The following is a 20692-nucleotide window of genomic DNA, read 5'->3' on the forward strand; positions in this document are numbered from 1 at the left end:
TCATTTCCCTTTCAACTCAATGCTTATTCAATAATAGAGACAGTGCCTCTTCTGATGAAATATCATCACTTTCAAATGCATCTAGAATATCGCTTAATTCATCTTTAGCGTTATAAAAATGATCACAGTATACAATTTGGTCTTGGAATGTAGGATTGCTATATAAATCAGAGATTTCAAATTTTAAACCAATGAATTTATTTTTAAATAAATGAACAAATCTTAGAGCACTTAAAGAACTTCCTCCTAAACTAAAGAAATTATCAATTTCTTTAATAGTTGAAATGCCTAAAACTGTTTTCCAAATTTCACGTATACTTGCTTCAATTTCAGATAGTGTAAACTCACTTTTCACTACTTCTTCTTCCATTGAAATACTTTCGTTTTGATTATTTTTTGAATGATTAAAGTGCTCTACTTCGCTCCAGAAACTCTCACCAAATGGGATTTTAATGACTGGTTTAAGATAATGGACTTGCTCTAAATCAAAACGTGAAATTAGACTCCATTCATAGCCCTTATTGAAGAATAAGTTCAATGAATTTTGGAAATCTACAAAATCAATCGGAGGTATGGCCGTATCACTTCCAAAATCTTTTTTATTATCTAGTATTAACGTAAAGTTCATCGTTTTACCTTTTATTCCTTTTTGATTCAAATACCCAGCCATTGAGTCTAAATATTGATTCACAGCGCAGCATTCACTTGCAGATTTCGTTCCCATTAAAGAAGAGATTGAAGAAAATAGTATAAAGAAATCTAATGGTTCTGGATTTAATTCCTTTTCTACTAAATAGGTGCCGATTACTCTGTTATGAATGCCTTTTTTGAATTGACTAAGCTTTAACTCTTTTATCCATAGATGGTAAAGTTGTTTGACCAACATAAACGCACCATTGATTTCACCGAAATCTTGTCTAATTTTCGCAAACGTTTCTTTAACAGCGTGTTCCTCAGTCACATCACACTCCATGATTGTAACTGTAGAACCTCGACTTTCAATTTCCATAATTGACGTCAGCTTATAAATCAACATGTCATCTTCTTCTTGATTATTCTCAATAATTTTTTCCCATTCCATTCGGTCTGGTAATAAATTTCTAGCCAATAAAATGATATTGACGTTTTGCTTTTCACTTAAAAACTTTCCTAATTGAACACCTAAATATCCTGTACCACCGGCAATAACATAATTTCCATTCTCTCTTACTATAATTTCATTGCCATTAAAGTCATCGCTTTGTCTTTCAATAACTTTTGTATATCTTTTTGATTGTCTAAATGCCACTAATTCTGGTCTATGATCTTTATCTTGTTGTAACTCTCTTAATAATTGGGAAGCAATGTCTTGAGAGCTTCCGTCCAAATCATGATCGATAGAGTAGGATGAAATAGTCGGTTGTTCCTGCGAGATAACTTTCGCTAAGCCAAAGGTTGTTACCCTAGCAGGAATTATTTTTTCATTGTTCTTAACTTGCTCAGTTAATGATGATATGACATTTAATTGAATTGGATGTGTCACCTCAAACTCTAATAACATTTTTGTTATATTGAATAGTGAGAAAATACCTTCTTCTTGGGATTTTTCCATATTTTCTTTTGATTCCATTGTTTCATCTAAATGCTTAAATGTGTAAGAGTGGATAATCCCTTTTAAATTTCTTAATTCTTCCAGACCTATATTTTCAAACAGCTTATACATATCTTTTTCAGAATTGATGTCAATACCATATTGTTCAGATGTATATTGCACAAATTTATCTGCTTCAAGTACTTCAATTATTTTTATACCTAAAGCAGTCATTCTATTCTTTAATGCAACTATATTTTCATCATCTTTATTCATAAAGTATAGCCAAGTCGTTCCTTCTTTTAATGCTTCATGTGTAGTCTCATTATCATGAGGATAATGTAACCATTTCTTCTCAAAGAACAGGTCTTTCGTCTGATTTCGGAATGTCTCTTTACTAGATGGCCATATTCTTTTTGTATTAAAAATACTGACTGGTAACGGTAGTAACTTCCCATCTTTAAATAATTCGCGACACTCCTCCATAATATTGTTACCTTCTAGATATCGCTTAATAAGTGCTTTATCTGCTGGAGATGTAGCGGTAAATTCATCTAAATTTTTAATACTATCAACTTTCGTTTCATGTTCATCAGCTAAAAATATACCTTGTGTATAAAAATTCCTCGGTACCTTTTCAAATGTTCTTACATTTAATAATCTTTCGACTTTTCGAAGTAGTTCATGACAATTGCTTGCAAAAATACATACTCTAGACTGCTCATGGCTTCTTCTATTATTGAATGTATAGGCTAAATCTTGAATACTGTAATTTTCATTATTTTTAAGATGAATAGCTAAGGTTTTTATTTGATCCCAAAGCGCTCTACGAGTTTTACTTGAAATAAACAATGGTGTCAATTTTTCAGTTAATTGCTCCTGTTTATTGTGTCGATACTCCTCCAGTATGACATGAACATTCGTACCACTTATGCCAATAGAATTCACACCTGCGCTTAAAATTTTATGTTCATCAAACGTTTTATTTTCTGAGCTAACTTTGAACGGCGTTTCTTTGAAGTTTATTTTAGGATTTTCTGCTGCAAAATGATTAAGACCAGGAACTGTTCTTTTTTCTATGGATAGTACAGCTTTTATTAATCCTGCAATACCTGCTGCATCACCCATATGGCCAAAATTCGACTTAATTGAGCCTAATTGACATTCCGTTGTCTTAGTTGATTTTTGTAGATAGGCCTTTTTAAGCCCCTCTACTTCGAGTAAATCACCTACTTGAGTCCCTGCGCCATGCGCCTCAACAAAATCAATATCATTAAATGATAACTTTGCATCGTCCAGAGCATCCATTATTGCTTTAGATTGTGCGTCAGGATTAGGGACTTGCATTCCATTTGATGCACCATCACTACTTATACTCGAACCCTTTAACACAGCATGAATGTGATTGTTGTCCTTTATAGCATCAGATAATCTCTTTACAACAATAGCAGCAACACCTTCACCTCCGATAATCCCATCTGCACTTTCATCGAATGGTGAACATCTATATTTTGTGCTCCTTACAACATAATCAGGTGCTTCCTCTTCCCAATACGGAAATAAATTCAAATTCACTCCCGCAACTACTGCTAAGTTACAATCCCCCTGCTTAAGCGCATTTTTAGCAACATGAACAGCAGCTAAAGAAGACGAACAACTCGTATTAATGGTCATAACTGGACCTTTAAGATCAAATGCATATGATAAATGATAGCCCAGATTAGCAGGTATGTTTGAAATAAAAGCTCGTTCATCTTTTTCTTCAAATAAATTTAAATAATCAAATGCAGGATGAGGTGTGTGTGCTATAAATACGCCAGTATTTGAATCCTTTAGATGATTTTCCTTGTAACCTGCCATGTATAAGGACTCTAATGCCACCTGTAAAAACAGACGCTCTGCTGGCCCCATAAATTGAGCTTCATGTTCATTCAATCCGAATTGTTCAGGATCAAACTGTTCAATGCTAGATAGCCATGAGCCATAAGATCTTGGATCATTTGTTATATTATTTTTCAAATGGCTATACAATTCATGTAATTTAGGATTAGAATTAACAATCAATTCAAAACGCTCTTTTGAAAATTCAGTCACAAAATCCTTTTTATTTATAAGACCTGTCCATAAATCATCCAGATTTGAGACATTAGGAAATCTTAAAGACATACCAACAACTGCGAGTGGTTCACTTGTTTCTTTTTCTATTTCATCTAGTAAATTTAATGCTAAATTTGTATCTAATTTATTTTCTTCTACTAAACTTAATATTTTTTTAGACATTGTGCTGTACATCATTTTCTTCTCTCCTATCCAATTCTTTAATGTATTTTAGTTGAGCGAAAATTGCCACAGTTACTATAATTAAGCCTCCAGCTAGTAAGAGTAGCGTCCCATACACTCCTCGTTCTCCACTACCTAAATAAGGGATAATATTTACGTTTGAGGCAACTAATTTATCAGCAATTATTCCTCCTAGAATATAAGCGAGGGGTAATGAAATCCAAGCGAATGTTCTAGCAATTGAAAAAACTCTTCCTAATAATTTGGGTTCTGTATGGAGTTGAATTAAAGTGAGTGTACCTGTATTAACCACTGGCAGTAATAACCCTAAACCACCCCAAAAAACTGCAATTAGCAGCATATTATTGAATAACCCTGTTAGCGTTATAAATACACCGATACCAAAATTGGAAATCAGTACTAACCATATTATGTGCTTCTTCAGCTTGATGAATGACATTAGTACGCCGCCTAATACCATTCCTCCGCCATATATAGAGCTTAGTAAGCCAAATTGTTCAACAGTTCCAAAGCTCAATATATATGGCTGTCCAACTACTTGATTGAACCCTAGTGCAAAATTTAAAACCGTGAATAATAGCACTAAAGTTAGAAGAGATTTATGCTCGATTAAATAATTGAAACCATATTTTAGATCACCTAAAATGGAGTTATTTTCATGGCTATCTTCATTGTCATTGTTCACTTTTACAGTTAATTTTGTCCAAAGTATTAAGAGAATAGGAATAGCAATACAATAAGTAACTAGCTCTGCACCAATGATATAGACAATACTTCCAAACCCCATTATTACACCACCAATTACAGGACCCAGAACATCACTAGTCGATGATGCCATAGAAAATACACCATTTGCTCTTGATAACATTTCTTTAGGTACTAGATTAGGTGCTAATGTTTGTAATGCTGGCGTTTGCATTGAGCTAACTATCGAAAGCGATATAGCACCTGCAATTACATGAACCATACTTATATTCCCTAATAAAAGGGAGGAGAAAATTATTGAAGAAATAATTAGTCCAATAATATCTCCTAATAATATTAATAATCGCGGACCTTTCCTATCTATCCATATTCCTATAAAAGGCGATAACACAATCGCTGGAAGAAATCCTGCAACTAAAACGACCGCAAAACTAGATACTTGACCTGTACTTTGGTAAGCCCAGACTCCAAGCCCAAACCTTGCAACAGAAGAACCTAATAAAGATATAAAGTGAGTAGCTACAACCATTAAAAAGATTGTAAATCCTCTGTTTGTTTGTTTGCTAAAAGAAGTTATCATGTATTTTGGGGCTCCTTTGCATTTCCACTACATTCAACCAAAGCTTCTTCAAATTTTGATAAGAGAAGTTGAGCTTTTTCATTACTAATAACTTGTGTATCTACCTCTAAGCTTAGATTAAGTTTTCCATCCAAAACAAAGATGTTTATTTCCAAAATATTAGAAAGCTCATTATCAGGATGAATAGCAGGAGCCTGAGGAAGATTTGAGGAGTATTGTAGCACCCCGTCCCCTCCATTTTTACTATTTGTAGAAGTACTAATATCGTTATCAAAATCCCCTAAATAATTGACCAATATGGATGGTTGAATATGCGTAATGTTGTTATTTTCTTTGATCCATCTTGCTATCATAAAGTCCAATCCACTGCCTATTTCGCTCAATGATTGTCCAACTGTGTAAAGCATTTCTTCTAGCGTATTAATTGTCACCTGTAGTGGATACATCGTAGTAAACCAACCTATTGTTCTACTAAGATCTAACGCTGATTGGCGACTATTTCGTCCATGCCCTTCAAAGTTAAATAACACATCTTGTTGACCGAATAGTTGACTAAACGCTTGAGCAAATGTTACTGCAATCAAAACATCAGGTTTATAAATTTCTGAATGTTCTCTAGCATTTAAAAATTGCTTTGTACTTTCCTCACTCATAGTTTTGGTTACATGATATCGATCCTTAAATAGATAATCTTTTCTGACAGGCTGAATGCATAATGGATGTACATTTTCCACATCTATATTTTCCCAATAAGAATGATTCGTGTGTAATTCTTTTTTATATAATTCTCCTATCCAATCAGAAAACTGCGTCATAGGGAAGCTGATTTTATCTTCGCCATTTACTATAGCTAAATAATTATTTTCTAATTCCTCTAATAAAACCCTCCATGAAACTCCATCAACAACTAGATGATGAATAAAGAATGTCAAAATAGGCTTCTTAGCTGTTAGGAACACTACTGCTCCTATTGGTAATACCTTTCCAAAATTAAAGTTATTTTGTAATTGGAATTGAATGTTCTCAATTTCCTCTTTTAGCCTACCCGGAGGTGTTAATTTTAGATCCTTCACAATGAGCTTAAATGTGTTTACTAAGCTTGGTTCAACAAAAGCCTTTGGTTTGCTCTCGTTCACATCGAACCATGTCATCAAGCTCTCATTAACCGAAATAATTGATTGGAAAGACTTTTCTAAAGCAGCTATATCCACTTTCTTAGGCAGTTCTACTGACATTAATAAGTTCCAATAGTGGGCATGTTTAAATGTTTGTTGGAAGAACCATCTTTGCATTGGAGCAAGTGGAATCTCCTTAGAACTTAATTCCTGCCATTCTTTTTGAATGTCCATTTCTTTAGTAGTGTTCATAGCTATTTTTCGAATACTTCTACAATTAAAGATATGGTCAATTTTCAAATTAATATTTTTTTCCTTTGCCTTTGAGATAAACTTTAATGCCTTGATGGAGTCCCCTCCAATTTTAAAGAAATCAGAATCAATGTTAAATTGACGGTCACTTAAAATCCCTTTTAGTATGGACAGCAATTCTCTTTCAATCTCTGTCAAACTACTAATATCATCTATCTGAACTATTCTATCGTCGTATAATTCAGGACTTGGCAGTGAAAGTCTATCTACTTTTCCACTATTAGACATTGGAATTTGTTCTATTTTTTGATAATACGTTGGAATTAATGATTCTGGTAAATATCGTAAAAGATGTTTTTCAAAATCCCTTTGATTAATCTCTTGTTGACTGACTAAGTAAGCACAAAGCTGTTCACCATCTTCATTTTTATATAGTTTAACTACGGCATCTTTAATACTTGGAATTTCTCGCAAATATCTTTCGATTTCTTCGAGTTCCACTCTGTGGCCTCGAATTTTAACCATATTATCTTTCCGTCCATAACAAACAATTTTACCGTTCGGCAATACTTGTCCTAAATCCCCTGTCTTATATAAATATCCTGATTGTAAATGATTAATATGGTTAGCTATAAACTTATTTCTAGTTAAATTAGGCTCTCCCAAATAGCCTAGGGCAACACTCTCACCACTTAATACGATTTCTCCAACCCCGTATGAAGGGACTAGCTGATTCTGATTATTCAAAATGTAAACAGACGTGTTATAAATCGGTAATCCGATTGGCGCATGAATATAATCTGAGTGTAAATCTTCCTCTGTTACTTCATGATAAATCGTTCCAACAGTAGCCTCAGTTGGCCCATATTCATTAATGATACGAGCATGAGGGAATTGATCTCTCAACGTTTTACATAAAGTTATATCTAAAGCTTCTCCCCCTAGAATGAAGCATTCTACATTTGGTGCAAATCTCTCATCCTCAATTAAATATTGGATCTGTTTAGGTGTACCCTTTATCGTTATGGTTTCTTTTATCTTGGCTACACTTTCAAAAGCCTGATCGATTTCCCCTTCACAGCAAATGATTTTTCCGCCCGTTATCAATGGAATAAACATTGAAGTAATTGTTAAATCGACAGATATGGAAGTGAAAAATGGCATATCTAACGATTTTCCAGTAGGTGAATAGTATGCAGTAGCCCAGTTTAAATAATTATTAAGATTTTTACCTGAAACAACTACACCTTTTGGCTTTCCAGTACTTCCAGATGTAAAGAGAATATATGCAGGGGAAGTTTTAGCAAAAGAATTTAACTCAATTTCCACATGCTTATCTAGATGAATACCTTCACTTAGCATATTTTTAGAGCTGCTTCGTTTATATTTTTCGCCCTTATCTTTAACAATGATCACAGCATCAAATCTAAATTGATTGAGCTCATTGCTTACAGTGTATGTCTTCTCCGAACATTCAATTTGTATATCTGCTCCTACATCACTGAGAAGCTCTTTTAAAATTTCTTCATTAATAAATAAATCTGTATCCCAATCTAATTTAGTATTCTTATCCATATTTTCTTCTTTAAATGCTTGTAAAGAAGAGACAAATTCATCTTTTGTATCAATATTTAATAAATCCCCCAAGAAAATTATTCCGCCCTCTTTTAAAGAGTCAATAGCTTTTTGAAGGACTACCTTTAAATAGCCATAGCTTGGGAAACAATGAATAACACTATTAATGACAACTGCATCTAATGCTGTTTCAAACTTCTTAAAGGCATGAGCCTTCGAAATGTCAAATTTAATATTGCTAAAGTTAGATTTCTGAGCAATCTGTTTATTCCTCTCGATAATAGAGGAAGATAAATCCATAGCTGTATACGTTTTTGTATATGGAGCAAGTGCAAATGTTGTCAAACCTGAGCCACAGCCAAGCTCTAATACATTTGAATCTTGAGGTAAATACTTTCTTATTTTGTTTACTGCGTTTTCCGCATACTCCTGCATTTCTAAGGCACTGAAAGCTTCACCTGTATAACTACTATTCCAACCACTAGCCTCTATTTCTGTTTTCTGTCCTTCTGCAAAATAGTTCCACAATGATTCGTTCATTAAATCACTTGAATCAACAACAGCACACTGATCTAAATCTGTTTCTCCTAACACCATAACCGTTTGAATATTCTTATTTTCAAATAACAGCCTATTACACAAGGAATAGAATTTCTTTTCCGAAATAATAAAGTTAGCTTGACTTTGTTTGATAATAGATTCAATTCTAGCTCTTGGGTTTTTAGGTGATACAGGTATAAATGTGACATTACTCATTAAACAAGATAAAATACCTAAAATAGCCGTTCTATTATTGTCAGAAATAATGACAGCATTTTTAACTTCACTGTTGCTGTTCAACAATTTTTCTGCTATTGATTTACTTCTATCTACTAACTCTTGATATGTTAATGAACCTGCGCTATCTTTCAATGCTGTTTTTTGTGGGTTCTTTTCTGCCATCATTAATATAGTAGTTAAAAAGTTTTTGCCATCCTCGACAAATTGACCATTTATAGCACTTTTACTTTTTTCTACATCAATATTAGTTAATTCATGCTCATGTAAAATCATATCTAGTATTTTTAAATACGTTTCAATTAATGAATCAATAAATCTAGATGAATAGACACCGTCGTAATACTCAAGATTACAGAATAGCTCTCCATTTGGTAATTCAACAAATTCGAATTCAAGATCCCATTTACTAGTTTTGTGTTCAGAAAGAATAGGTGTTAATTCTGCTTCATCAAAAGCTGACGTCGTATTTTTAAATTTAAAATTTTGAAGTGCCACGTTTATATTAAATAAAGGTGAACGACTAGTATCCCGAGGTAAATCTAACTTCTCCACTAATAAATCGAAAGGATATTCTTGGTGTTTAAAGCTATCCAATAACATGGTCTTAACATTTCTTAATAAAGTAAGGAAATTATCATGTTCTTCGTAATTAACCCTTAATGGGATAGTATTCGTAAATAAACCAATGATTTTTTCCAGTTCTTCATTTACTCTTCCAGATACAGGTGTACCGATCACCATATCTGTATCACCAGTCATCTGATTAATTAGTTTAAATACACTCGACACTAAAACCATGTATAATGTACTTTCATTTGTATTTGCAAAAGCTCTTAATTTATCTGCTAAGCTAGCACTAATATCAAATCTTGAAAGCCTTCCAGTATATCGGAAAGTGCTTGGTCTTAATTTATCGCCCGTTATTTCTGTAATAGGTAGACTTCCTCTTAATGTATCAAGCCAGTAATCTTCATGTTGTTTAAACCTACCACCTTCTATATTTTCACGTTGCCATGCAGCAAAATCTACATACGTATTTTCTATTTCCGGCAAGGTTTCATTATTACTACTATTGTACAAAGTGAAAAGTTCATCCGATAATAGTGATAATGACCAGCCATCTACAATAATATGGTGCATCATTAAAGCAAACAGACTTTTATTTTTTTCTGTTTTATACACAAATACTCTTAAAAGTGGTCCCGCTTCTAAATCATACGGAGTTTCTTTCCAACGATTTAGTTGATCCATTGCTTTTGCTTCTGCGTTATCTTCTATACTGAAATCTTTGTATTCAAATAAATAGTTTGGTTTTTGCAGTATTTTCTGTTTATTTCCATCCTCATGCTTTACAAATACTGTTCTTAAAGATTCATGCCTTTGTGAAAGTACATCAAATGTTTGGCGTAACCTCTCAATGTCAACTAACCCGTTAACTTTAAAAATAAATGGAGTATTGTAAACCATTTTTTGGTCTGTTAATTGTTCTATAATGCTCAATCTGTTTTGACCATATGATAATGGAAATTCATGGTTTTCTACACTAATTTGAGGTATGACCTCTGTCGATTCTGAATGTTCATTGTTTACTTGTTTACTTAGTTGTTCAAATGTAAGAAATACATCATCTAAGACAAAGTCTCTATTAAATTGTTTTTTCAAACGGGTAATAAATTGTAGTCCTGAAAGAGAGTTTCCACCTACTGAAATAAAACTATCCGTTTGCTTAATATTCTCAGTTTCTAAGATTATTTCCGCTAAACTAATGATTTCTTCAAGAGCTGTTTTTCCTTTTACCTCTATAGCTTTTACGCTAGCATCACTCTGTAACCAATAAGATTTTTCATCAAAGTAGTATGTAGGTAAAGAAATTTTATGATTATTCTCATCCTGAAATTGTTTATGCCAACTACATTTTTCACCTGTAATAAAATTTTCTGCTAATTTTTTGATAGTGTTATCGTCATCGGTTGTCATATCAATAATTTTTTCCCAATTAGTCATATCAAGATTGACTAAATTTTTACAGGCACCTATTAGATCGTCCATTGTCTCAGCTATAATAGCTAATCTTATTTCATGATGCTCCCTACCTGTACACATCGTATATGCTAAATTACTTAGATTAATCGTATCCCCAGATAAATTAGAGAAATGTTCAATCGTACCTCGCAAAGATAATTCAGATTTTGCTGAAAAAGGAATGACATATGCTTTTCTTTTATGATCTTTGTTATGAATTTCAGCCTTCGTTGGAGCTCCCTCTAATAGTAAATGAACATTTGTACCATTAAAGCCAAAGCAACTTACACCAGCTATAATAGGTTCATTTTCTTTTTTATTCTCTTTAATGTTAAATGGTACTGTCGGAATAAAAACTGGCGAATTTACAAAATCAATATGTGTATTTGGTTCAACTAAATTTATTGTAGGTGGAACTACTCCTTTTTTTATTACATGTAGCGCTTTGATTACACCCGATAAACCTGCAGCTCCATCAAGTAAATGGCCAATATTTCCCTTCACAGAACCAATTGGTAAGAATTGTTTATCGTTATTACTTCGTTCAACTGCTTCTTGAATGCCTTTTATTTCAATAGGATCACCTAAATGAGTACCTGTGCCATGCGCTTCAATGTAGTCAATTTGCTCAGGCTTAATGCCCGCTAAATCCCATGTTTCAGCTAATAAATCCGCATGTGCTTTAGGATTTGGCGCCGTAATACCCGCTGAAGTCCCATCATTATTTACCTTAGAGGCAATTATAACAGCGTGGATATTATCATTATCTTCTATTGCTTGATCTAAAGGTTTTAATAACAGGGCTACTGCCCCTTCTCCTCTTCCTATCCCACTAGCTGAGTCGTCAAAAGGTTTACACTTTTGTTGCTCAGACATAATACCCGCAGCATTCATAAACAGTTTTTCACTATTTATTGGATAAGGGAAAATATTAACACCGCCGACTAATGCCGTTTCACAATCATTATTCATTAAACCCACACAGGCCTCATGAATTGCCAACATGGAGGAGGCACAGGTAGCATTCACAACATAAGACGGTCCTTTTAAATTAAAAATATAAGAAATTCTTGAAGCCGTAAAAGCAGGAATATTTCCTGGAACACTTAATGGTGTGAATTCAGCCAATCCTTCAGAGTAATTGGTCATAGCTGCTGAAATGTAAACACCGGTATTTGAATTTTTTATTCGACTCCCTGCGTATCCAGCATCTTCAAAACATTGGTAGGCGATTTGAAGAAATCTACGCTGTTGTGGATCCATTACTTTTGCTTCAGCAGCTGAAATATTAAAAAATCCAGCATCAAATTTATCAACTTCATCTAGCCACGCTGCATCCCAAAACGGCTTCTCTTTTGAAATTTTAAGTTTTTCCATATTATTAACAAGGAACCCCTCACACAACGATCTCCTACTATCACTTAATTCTGTTATTTTGTCCTGTTCATTGCTTAAAACATTCCAAAATTCATCAAAATTTTTAGCACCGGGTAATTCTGCTGAAATGCCGATTATGGCAATTTTTTTATCCACTTTCGGTTTAGACTCACTTTTAATTTCATTCACCGATTCAATGATTTGCTTCGCTGCGTCTTTTGTTAGTTCCTTATTTTTAAGAAGATTTAAAACTTGAGGTATTAATTTACTCATAATATTTATCCTCCTCTAATATTAGATTATTCAAAAAATTTTTTTCTAAGGCCGAAAACTCTTTTATCTTTAGTTGTTGCTCTGATGGAAATACATTTACTTTACTACATACGGAAATTTTATAACCATTAATCAAGTTATATTGCTTGAAATAATAAGGATACGGACTAATATCTTGTACAATTGAAATTTCATTATGACTAGTCTCAATGCTGAAAGAATCTAAAGGAATGCTTAAACCTAGTCCAATATTTTTCACAAAAGCTTCCTTCAAAGTCCATAAGTCATAAAAACGTTCTTTTTTCATTTCAGTTGGTGTTTGATTGTACGAAGCGTATTCTATACTCGAAAAATAATTTTTAATTATTTCATCTTCGTAATTATCTTTCATTTCTTCAATATCAATTCCTACATCACAATTGCCAATGATACCTATAACCCATTCACCTGAATGAGAAACGTTAAATTCATAATCCCCATTGATACAATATGGCTTCCCATATGTATTCGTTTGGATATTTATGTCGGAAGGATGACATTTCAAATACTTCATCAATAAATATTTCATCAACAATTCGGATAGTAAGGACCTATATGCATCTATTTTATTTAAGTAAGCTTCTATTCTTCTTGCTTTTCTTGTACATACAAAATTCATTAGTTCAGAATAATTTGAAATATGTACAGGTACTTTAATTAAACAAATTTCTATCACATATCACGCCCCCAAAATTTTATTCATAACCTCAGAGTGATAATTCCTTAAAATTACAATAAAGGATATTAACTTGTAAAAATAAAGCTATTTTCCATTTATAATATTAAACACCATGGAATAAATAGTCAATAAATTACCCACCAAAATTTATAAAAAATACCAATTCAGTTATATTTAACACTCATTATTCTTAGTCTACGAGTATTTCCATAGCGTCTTGTTAACACTTTAAAAAATCACAAAAAAAAAGGATTCTACCCATATAGAATTCCTTTTAAAACAAAATTATACTATGTTGATAGTTATAAACATGAATGTTTATTGAACAAATATTAGAATGTTCGATTACTAAGATCTATTACCAATCCAACACCAGCAGAGGAATATCCTTTATGATGAAAAACAACATCATAAATTAAACGTTTAAATTTCCCTTCTTAAAACCATTTGTACTAGATACAGCAAATATTCTTTCATTTAAAGTCCACAAGAGAATTTGGGTTAATGCAAAAATTTCAAAGGAAACTTCAATTTATTATTCACAGATAACATTCGAATGACCACAATGAAAATAACGATAACTGATAATTCAAGCGGACTGCTCCACCCTGCCCAAATACAAAGCCCACAGACAAATGTTAAGACGGCATGAATCTCTTCTCTTAATGCAAGAGGCGTTCTACCAGCCAATAAGTCCCGAATCATGCCACCGCCAACACCCGTAAACATGGACGCTATAATAATGATTCCTAGATCGTGATCTAGGCTTTTGGCTAATAATCCACCCTGTATTGCGAAAGAAGCAAGACCAATTGAATCAAAGAAATAGCCCCAGCGGTTCCAGTGATGTATCCAATTTCTTTTCACAAATAAAATAGTTGTCAGCGTCACTAAAACGACTAGTAAGGATTGTCGCTCCCATATATCGGACACAGGTATATCAAGTACAACGTTGCGAATAATGGACCCACCATAAGAGGTTGTTAGGCCAAGTACAAATATACCAATAAAAGAGTATTTGGCCTGTAAGGCGACAAATGCGCCGCTAATTGCATAGGCAATAATGCCAATAATGTGTAACACTGTCCACGTCATCTGATCCAACTCCTTTTGTTTACAGCAAAAAGCCCACCATAAAATAGTTGCGCATCTTTGACGCCAACTATTTTATGGTGGGCTAATATCCTAGCAGTTTTACCTACTAAATTATCCATCTCACCAAATCTTCATTTGAAATTTCATAGACGTTCTGCAATGTACAGAAAACACAACGACCATAAAATTTCCAAGTAAAATTGTAAACCATTTATGCTAGAAATACAAACGATAATTTGAGTTACAGTGTTTCATAGATGACCTGACCCATTTGAGAAACATCATAATCTCCTAATGCAGCCACTTCACATTGGAAATCTGCTGAAGTCAAAATCTCCTTCACCGTATCAATTAATTGTTGATTGTCAGGTGTTTTTAACAGCACAATATCATAGCGCTCTCTAATAACAGGAATAAAATCAACGTTTACTAGTTTAGCAATTTTCTCAACCCCTATGCCAACATCTGCATGCCCATTTGCTACAGCCGATGCGACATCGAGATGGCTCATTTCTTCTTTGTTATACCCATCAATCATAGACGGAGCTATGTGATGAATGCGCAATTGCTCATCCAATAAAGTACGTGCACCCGATCCTTTCTCACGATTGATGAGCGTAAATGACTTGGTCTTAAAGTCTTTAAAGGATTCTAGTTGGAGAGGATTTCCTTGCTGAACATAGAAACCTGCTCTACGGGACACTACATTAATGAGCAAAAAAGGATGGCTCACAAAAATCTTTTTTACATAGGGTGTATTGTAGTCTCCTGTGTCCCCATCAAACATATGTAAACTGGCTATATCGCATTCCCCGTTATACATCGCCATGATACCATTAAAACTACCTTCATGAGATCTCAATACTTTACTAGACTGTCTTTTTTCCATGTATTTTGCTAATACATCTAACACTACATCTTGTCCACTAATAATCATTTTTGGAAGTTTTTTTGTTTGCCTAGCTACTACTGGCGTCGATGCGGCATTACCTGTCTTACGTTTTTGTATATAGCCCTGTAAATCAGCACGGTCCACCCTCATTTGGCGTCCTACTCGGAAAACAGGCAAATCTCCTTTTTTCACTAAATCATAGACCGTTAATTTCGAAACCTTTAATAATTGTGCAACCTCTTCAATTGTATAGGATTGTTCTTGTGACATATCATTCTCCTCCTATAAGCCTCTTCTTACATGGTAACTTATTTATTTACGTGTGAACATCTTGAAATTTTCTACCAATTACAGGTTTCTTTTTCACTTATAACTTATTATAATTAGTTATGTCTTGTTATAACGAGTTATAAAAGGAGAAAAATAAAGTGAAAAAATTTTATAGTTTCTTTGCATCCATACTCATTCTAGTTGGTCTATTAGCTGCTTGTGGAAACGAAGAAAAAGATCCGCAAGTAAAAGTGCCAATTGAATTAACCATTTCTGCGGCTGCTAGTTTACAAGATGCCCTAGAAGAACTAAAAACAGCTTATGAAAAAGAACACGATACAATTAAAATTCTCTATAACTTTGGAGGTTCTGGCGCATTACAGCAACAAATTTTACAGGGTGCTCCTGCAGATCTTTTCTTTTCGGCAGCCGAAGATAAATTCGATGCGCTTGTAGAAAAAGAGATGATTGATCCTAATCAGGGGGTGGATCTTTTAGCAAATGAATTAGTATTAATCGTTCCTAAAAAAAATGACAAACAAATCCAATCCTTTAAAGATTTAAAACAAGCAGGAAAAATTGCATTGGGTACACCTGAAACAGTGCCTGCGGGGCAATACGGTGTGGAAACGTTAAAAAATATGCAATTGTGGGAGTCACTTGAATCCAAGGTAGTGTATACAAAAGACGTACGCCAAGTCCTTACTTATAGTGAAACAGAAAATGTAGATGCAGGAATTGTTTATAAAACAGATGCGCTTGTATCAGATAAGGTCGAAGTCGTTGCAACTGCAGATGATCAAATACACACACCAATTATCTATCCTGTTGGTGTCATTAAAAATAGTAAGCATGTACAAGAGGCTGAAGATTTTTATCATTTCTTACAAAGTGATGAAGCAATGGAAGTCTTTAAAAAGTATGGGTTTAAAGGAGCACAATAAAGGATGGGTACCGATTTTTGGTCTCCTCTTAGGCTTTCGATAGAAATTGCCTTTGTTGCGGGTATCATTGCTATATTGGCAGGTATTTTAATGGGCAAATGGATGGCGACCCATCATTTTAAGGGGAAGCTATTACTGGAAACGGTTTTGCTGATGCCCTTAGTATTACCTCCAACTGTAGTAGGTTTCCTGCTCATCGTTATATTTGGCAAGAATAGTTTATTAGGAAATCTAATTATTTGGCTTTTTGATCAGCCTGTCATGTTTACATGGTGGGCAGCCGTCATTGCCTCTACCATCGTTGCCTTTCCCTTAATGTATCAATCGGCGAAAACGGGCTTTTCTTCGATTGATTGCGATATTGAGCATGCAGCACGTGTGGATGGGGCTAACGAATGGCAAGTCTTTATGTTCGTATCCATTCCACTTGCATTAAAGGCTCTTGTTTCAGGAGGAATTTTGAGCTTCACTCGTGCATTAGGTGAGTTTGGGGCCACATTAATGTTTGCGGGTAATATTCCAGGAAAAACCCAAACAACGCCATTGGCTATTTATATGGCCATTGATTCGGGGAACATGACCCTTGCCTGGACATGGGTTTTGTGCATGATCGCTATTTCTTTCCTAATGCTTCTTAGCATTCATATTCTAAAAGTATAAAAGAGGTAGCTGGTTTAAACAGCCACCTCTTTTTCGTCATCCCCCACTAATAGGTGGAATAAAAGCGATTGTGTCACCTGATCTAACAATGGTTGTATCCATTGCAAATTCCTCATTAATGGCTGTCATCATTTGCTGCAATGTCAATTGAGGATAATGCTGTTCCATCCATTCTTTTACTTGAGCAACCGTCACGTCTGACAGTTCTACTGATAGTGTTGACGCACCAACCGCTTCTTGTAAATGAGCAAATAATAAGATATTAATCACAATTTTCCCTCCTCATCAATCGCGGGTTTTCCTTCAGAATACGGGACATTTTCTAATTGATCCCCGATCCATTGTGTACCATCTTCCCAATGTTCTTTTTTCCAAATGGGCACAATCTGTTTAATGCGGTCAATTGCATATTCATTTGCCAAATAGGCTACTTTTCGATGTGGGGATGATACCGCAATGACTACGGCAATATCCGTAATATCCAATCGCCCTACACGATGTGTAATCGCTATTTCTGCTTCTGGCCATTGCAGCTTTAGTTCCTGTGCAATTTGCTCAAACATTTTAATTGCCATAGCTGGGTATGCTTGATATTCCAAGTACAATGTTTTCTTACCTTGTGTGATTTCACGTACAGTTCCGATGAACAGCGTAATCGCTCCAGCATTTCGACTAAGTACTTTGTGCCGTACCTCCTCCACATCAATCGGCTTATGAATAATTTCAAACATGGCTGTCGTCATAGTTTTTCCCTCATTTCATTCAACAAAAATTCCATATATTCTGTTTCTTCATTAATAGAAAAGCTTGGAATCCTTATGTTTTGATCAATTGGATAGCTCGGCCAATAAATTACACAAAGGATATTAGACATTTGTTGTAGTAACAGATAGTCCTGTGCTGTTCGTAGTAATACGACTTTTGGGTAATCTTCTCTTTTATATCCTTCAATCAAAATAATATCCATTGAAAAGTTAGCATAAATCGCAAGTATATCAGCAAGCTGCCAGCTATGTTGGTGAATACTTAACCGTAAAGTACCTTCCCCTTCTACTGCTGAAACACGAGCACCTGCCTGTTCGTGTCGACTACTATCCTTCGAAGAATTTTCTACCGGTGCTCCACCATGCCCGTGATGTTTAATGGTCCCAACTCGTAGCCCTTCTGACGTGGCTTGCTTGATTAATTGCTCCATCAAAGTCGTTTTTCCGCTATTTTGATAGCCAACTATCTGTATGATTTTTCGATGGTGTTCCAAGGCCACTCACTTCCTCGCAAATCTTCTAGCAATAAAACTGCTACCTGCATGTCTTTTTCATAGCCACGGGAGCCACCAGGTAAGACAATAAATGCATTAGCTGACGCTAAAGACGAAACGGCACTCGATTTATCAAAACCAGATGGCACAGCTACTAGCTGACCATTTTCATAATATGCACGAGCTCTTACAAAGCGAGTAAATGGATTGGGCTTTGTAAAATCTGCCCCTAAAATAGCTTGCTCTCTGCGGACATGTGGCTGTTGATTGCCAAATGCTGTGCGAATAATAGGGCGTACAAATAGCTCAAAGCCCACATAGCATGCTGAAGGATTACCGGAAAGTCCAAATAATAATTGATCATTTCTAGCAGCAACTGTTGTTACACTTCCTGGACGCATCGCCACCTTATTAAATAATACCTTAGCGTCAATAGCTTGATAGATAGCCGGTAAATAATCATAATCTCCAACGGAAACGCCTCCCGTTGTCAGTAAAATATCGACTTCCTGTAATGCTTTTTCAACGATACGAATACATAAATCAAGATCATCGCTAAATTTGCCAAAGTATCGAACTTCTGCACCTGTACGTTCAATTTGTGCCATGATCATATAAGCATTGCTATTTCGAATTTTTCCTGGCTGTAAAGATTCCTCTGGCTCTAGTAACTCACTGCCAGTGGCAATGACACCTACCACTAATTTACGAAAGACAGGCACTTGCGCATAGCCGAAGGTAGCTAGTAAGGCCATGACACCGGGGTTAATATATTGTCCTCTTTCAATTAGAACAGTATGCTGCTGTACATCTTCACCTTTATAAGAAATATTAGTGCCTGCTGTAAACGCCCGTTTAATCGACATAAATGTTTGCTGATGTTCCACGAATGTCTGGGTTAATTCTAGCATTACAACTGCATCGCATCCTTTTGGTATTGGCGCCCCCGTCATAATGCGTACTGCTTGGCCATATCCAACTTCATCCTCGTAAACAAAGCCAGCACCAATTTCTCCAACGACTTGAAATATGGCTGGCTGTGCTGATGATGCTTCTTGACTATCGATAGAACGAATGGCATAGCCATCATAAGGGGATCGATCAAAGGCTGGTACGTCATGATCGGCGACAATATCCTCCGCAATAAAGCGTCCATATGCCTGTGATAATGGCACAAACTCCTTTTTGGCTTGAAAAGCATAATCCATTACACGATGTACAGCTTCTGACACTGGAATTGGTTGTCTCTTTTCTAACATTTGGCACACTCCTTTATCCTAATAAACGATAGTAGATGGTTTTTGCTTGTTGGATCTCCTGAATTCCATGAATCACTACACGCCCATCCTGAAAAATAACAATGCGATAATCTTCTGTTTGGCAAGATAGCAAATAAGGATTAATTTGAATATCACCATAGGTACGAAGTTGGTCTGCCAACTGCTCTAAATTGTAGTGAGTCGGATTTGGCGGTCGGATTTGTACCGCATCACGACCACAAAGCACCTCTAGTTTTGTTTGATTTTCATAAGCTAAAGATGGATACGTAGGATGGTGACCACAGGTTGGACAATCATCCTGACGCATTTTATCTACGTTGATTTCATAATGTTGGTTTTGCCAAACATCAAACGTTAAATAGCTTTTTCGTAAGGCCTTTTCATCGCCAACTAGCAGTTTTAACACCTCTGCTACTTGATATGCCGCTACTATTTGGACTGTAGGGCTAATAATTCCTACTGTATCACAGGTCATCCCTGTTTGAGGCATTACCTTTAACAAACATCGTAAACATGGTGTTTTTCCTGGCACAATCGTATAGGTAGCTCCATAACTACTTACACAGGAACCGTACACCCATGGAATACGATGCTGTTGTGCAAGATCGTTCATCAAAAAGCGAACATCGAAATTATCAGTAGCATCTACCATGACATCTATATCGTCTAGCAACGGTAGCAATGATTCTGTACAGGCATCCATAATAGCAACCTGAATGGCCACCTCTGCATTAATTTGTTGCAGTCGATTTTTCGCTGCGATCACTTTCGGCAATTTCTCTTGTGCGTCTTGCTCCGTATATAATTGTTGTCGTTGCAAATTACTCCATTCCACATAATCTCGATCAATCAGCGTCAATCTCCCAACACCTGCACGCACGAGTGCTTCTGCACTAGCACTCCCTAGGGCGCCAACCCCTATGATGAGGACATGTTTTTGTTTCATTGCCTGCTGCCCTGTTTGTCCAATAGGGCTAAATAATTGTTGTCTCGAATATCTATTATTCATGAGCATTTTGCCTTTC

General features: G+C 35.2%; 13 protein-coding genes. 2 read left to right on the forward strand and 11 right to left on the reverse strand.

Features of this window, described 5'->3' with window-relative positions:
• Positions 1-16: 16 nt before the first annotated feature.
• From C9J29_RS16820 to C9J29_RS16850, 6 genes are all read right to left on the reverse strand, one after another.
• Positions 17-3865, reverse strand: coding sequence for a beta-ketoacyl synthase N-terminal-like domain-containing protein (locus C9J29_RS16820; protein ID WP_237068865.1), 3849 nt, complete (start codon positions 3863-3865; stop codon positions 17-19).
• Positions 3843-5156: an MFS transporter gene (locus tag C9J29_RS16825; RefSeq protein WP_107922482.1), complete on the reverse strand. Its 1314-nt coding sequence runs from the start codon at positions 5154-5156 to the stop codon at positions 3843-3845. Before C9J29_RS16825 ends, C9J29_RS16820 begins: the two co-directional genes overlap by 23 nt.
• Positions 5153-12550: a condensation domain-containing protein gene (locus C9J29_RS16830; RefSeq protein WP_107922483.1), complete on the reverse strand. Its 7398-nt coding sequence runs from the start codon at positions 12548-12550 to the stop codon at positions 5153-5155. The genes C9J29_RS16825 and C9J29_RS16830 overlap by 4 nt, the downstream gene beginning before the upstream one ends.
• Positions 12543-13265, reverse strand: a complete 723-nt coding sequence (locus C9J29_RS16835; protein WP_237068866.1) for a 4'-phosphopantetheinyl transferase family protein — start codon at positions 13263-13265, stop codon at positions 12543-12545. Before C9J29_RS16835 ends, C9J29_RS16830 begins: the two co-directional genes overlap by 8 nt.
• A 504-nt stretch (positions 13266-13769) precedes the next feature.
• Positions 13770-14363 carry a trimeric intracellular cation channel family protein gene (locus tag C9J29_RS16840; RefSeq protein ID WP_008178546.1) on the reverse strand — a complete coding sequence of 198 codons (594 nt, stop codon included), beginning with the start codon at positions 14361-14363 and terminating at the stop codon, positions 13770-13772.
• 241 nt (positions 14364-14604) lie between these two features.
• Positions 14605-15525 carry a helix-turn-helix transcriptional regulator gene (locus C9J29_RS16850; protein WP_107922484.1) on the reverse strand — a complete coding sequence of 307 codons (921 nt, stop codon included), beginning with the start codon at positions 15523-15525 and terminating at the stop codon, positions 14605-14607.
• 158 nt (positions 15526-15683) lie between these two features.
• Here C9J29_RS16850 and modA point away from each other — a divergent pair, with 158 nt between their 5' ends.
• Positions 15684-16469, forward strand: coding sequence for a molybdate ABC transporter substrate-binding protein (gene modA, locus C9J29_RS16855; RefSeq protein ID WP_107922485.1), 786 nt, complete (start codon positions 15684-15686; stop codon positions 16467-16469).
• A gap of 3 nt (positions 16470-16472) precedes the next feature.
• Entirely contained in the window at positions 16473-17129 is a 657-nt protein-coding gene (gene modB, locus C9J29_RS16860) for a molybdate ABC transporter permease subunit (RefSeq protein ID WP_008178554.1), read from the forward strand.
• A gap of 36 nt (positions 17130-17165) precedes the next feature.
• Here the strand turns inward: modB and moaD are convergent, their stop codons facing one another.
• From moaD to C9J29_RS16885, 5 genes are read right to left on the reverse strand one after another with little or no spacing between them, the layout of a single operon-like run.
• Positions 17166-17399: a molybdopterin converting factor subunit 1 gene (gene moaD / locus C9J29_RS16865; protein ID WP_008178556.1), complete on the reverse strand. Its 234-nt coding sequence runs from the start codon at positions 17397-17399 to the stop codon at positions 17166-17168.
• Complete coding sequence (locus C9J29_RS16870; RefSeq protein WP_107922486.1) at positions 17396-17872, reverse strand: molybdenum cofactor biosynthesis protein MoaE; 477 nt, start codon at positions 17870-17872, stop codon at positions 17396-17398. The genes moaD and C9J29_RS16870 overlap by 4 nt, the downstream gene beginning before the upstream one ends.
• A complete protein-coding gene (gene mobB / locus C9J29_RS16875; RefSeq protein ID WP_107922487.1) occupies positions 17869-18393 on the reverse strand; it encodes a molybdopterin-guanine dinucleotide biosynthesis protein B in 525 nt (174 codons plus the stop codon). The genes C9J29_RS16870 and mobB overlap by 4 nt, the downstream gene beginning before the upstream one ends.
• Positions 18357-19646, reverse strand: coding sequence for a molybdopterin molybdotransferase MoeA (locus tag C9J29_RS16880; protein ID WP_008178562.1), 1290 nt, complete (start codon positions 19644-19646; stop codon positions 18357-18359). The genes mobB and C9J29_RS16880 overlap by 37 nt, the downstream gene beginning before the upstream one ends.
• A 13-nt stretch (positions 19647-19659) precedes the next feature.
• Positions 19660-20676, reverse strand: a complete 1017-nt coding sequence (locus C9J29_RS16885) for a thiazole biosynthesis adenylyltransferase ThiF (RefSeq protein ID WP_107922542.1) — start codon at positions 20674-20676, stop codon at positions 19660-19662.
• Positions 20677-20692 lie beyond the last annotated feature (16 nt).

The sequence above is a fragment of the Lysinibacillus fusiformis genome, from assembly GCF_003049525.1.
GTDB lineage: Bacteria > Bacillota > Bacilli > Bacillales_A > Planococcaceae > Lysinibacillus > Lysinibacillus fusiformis.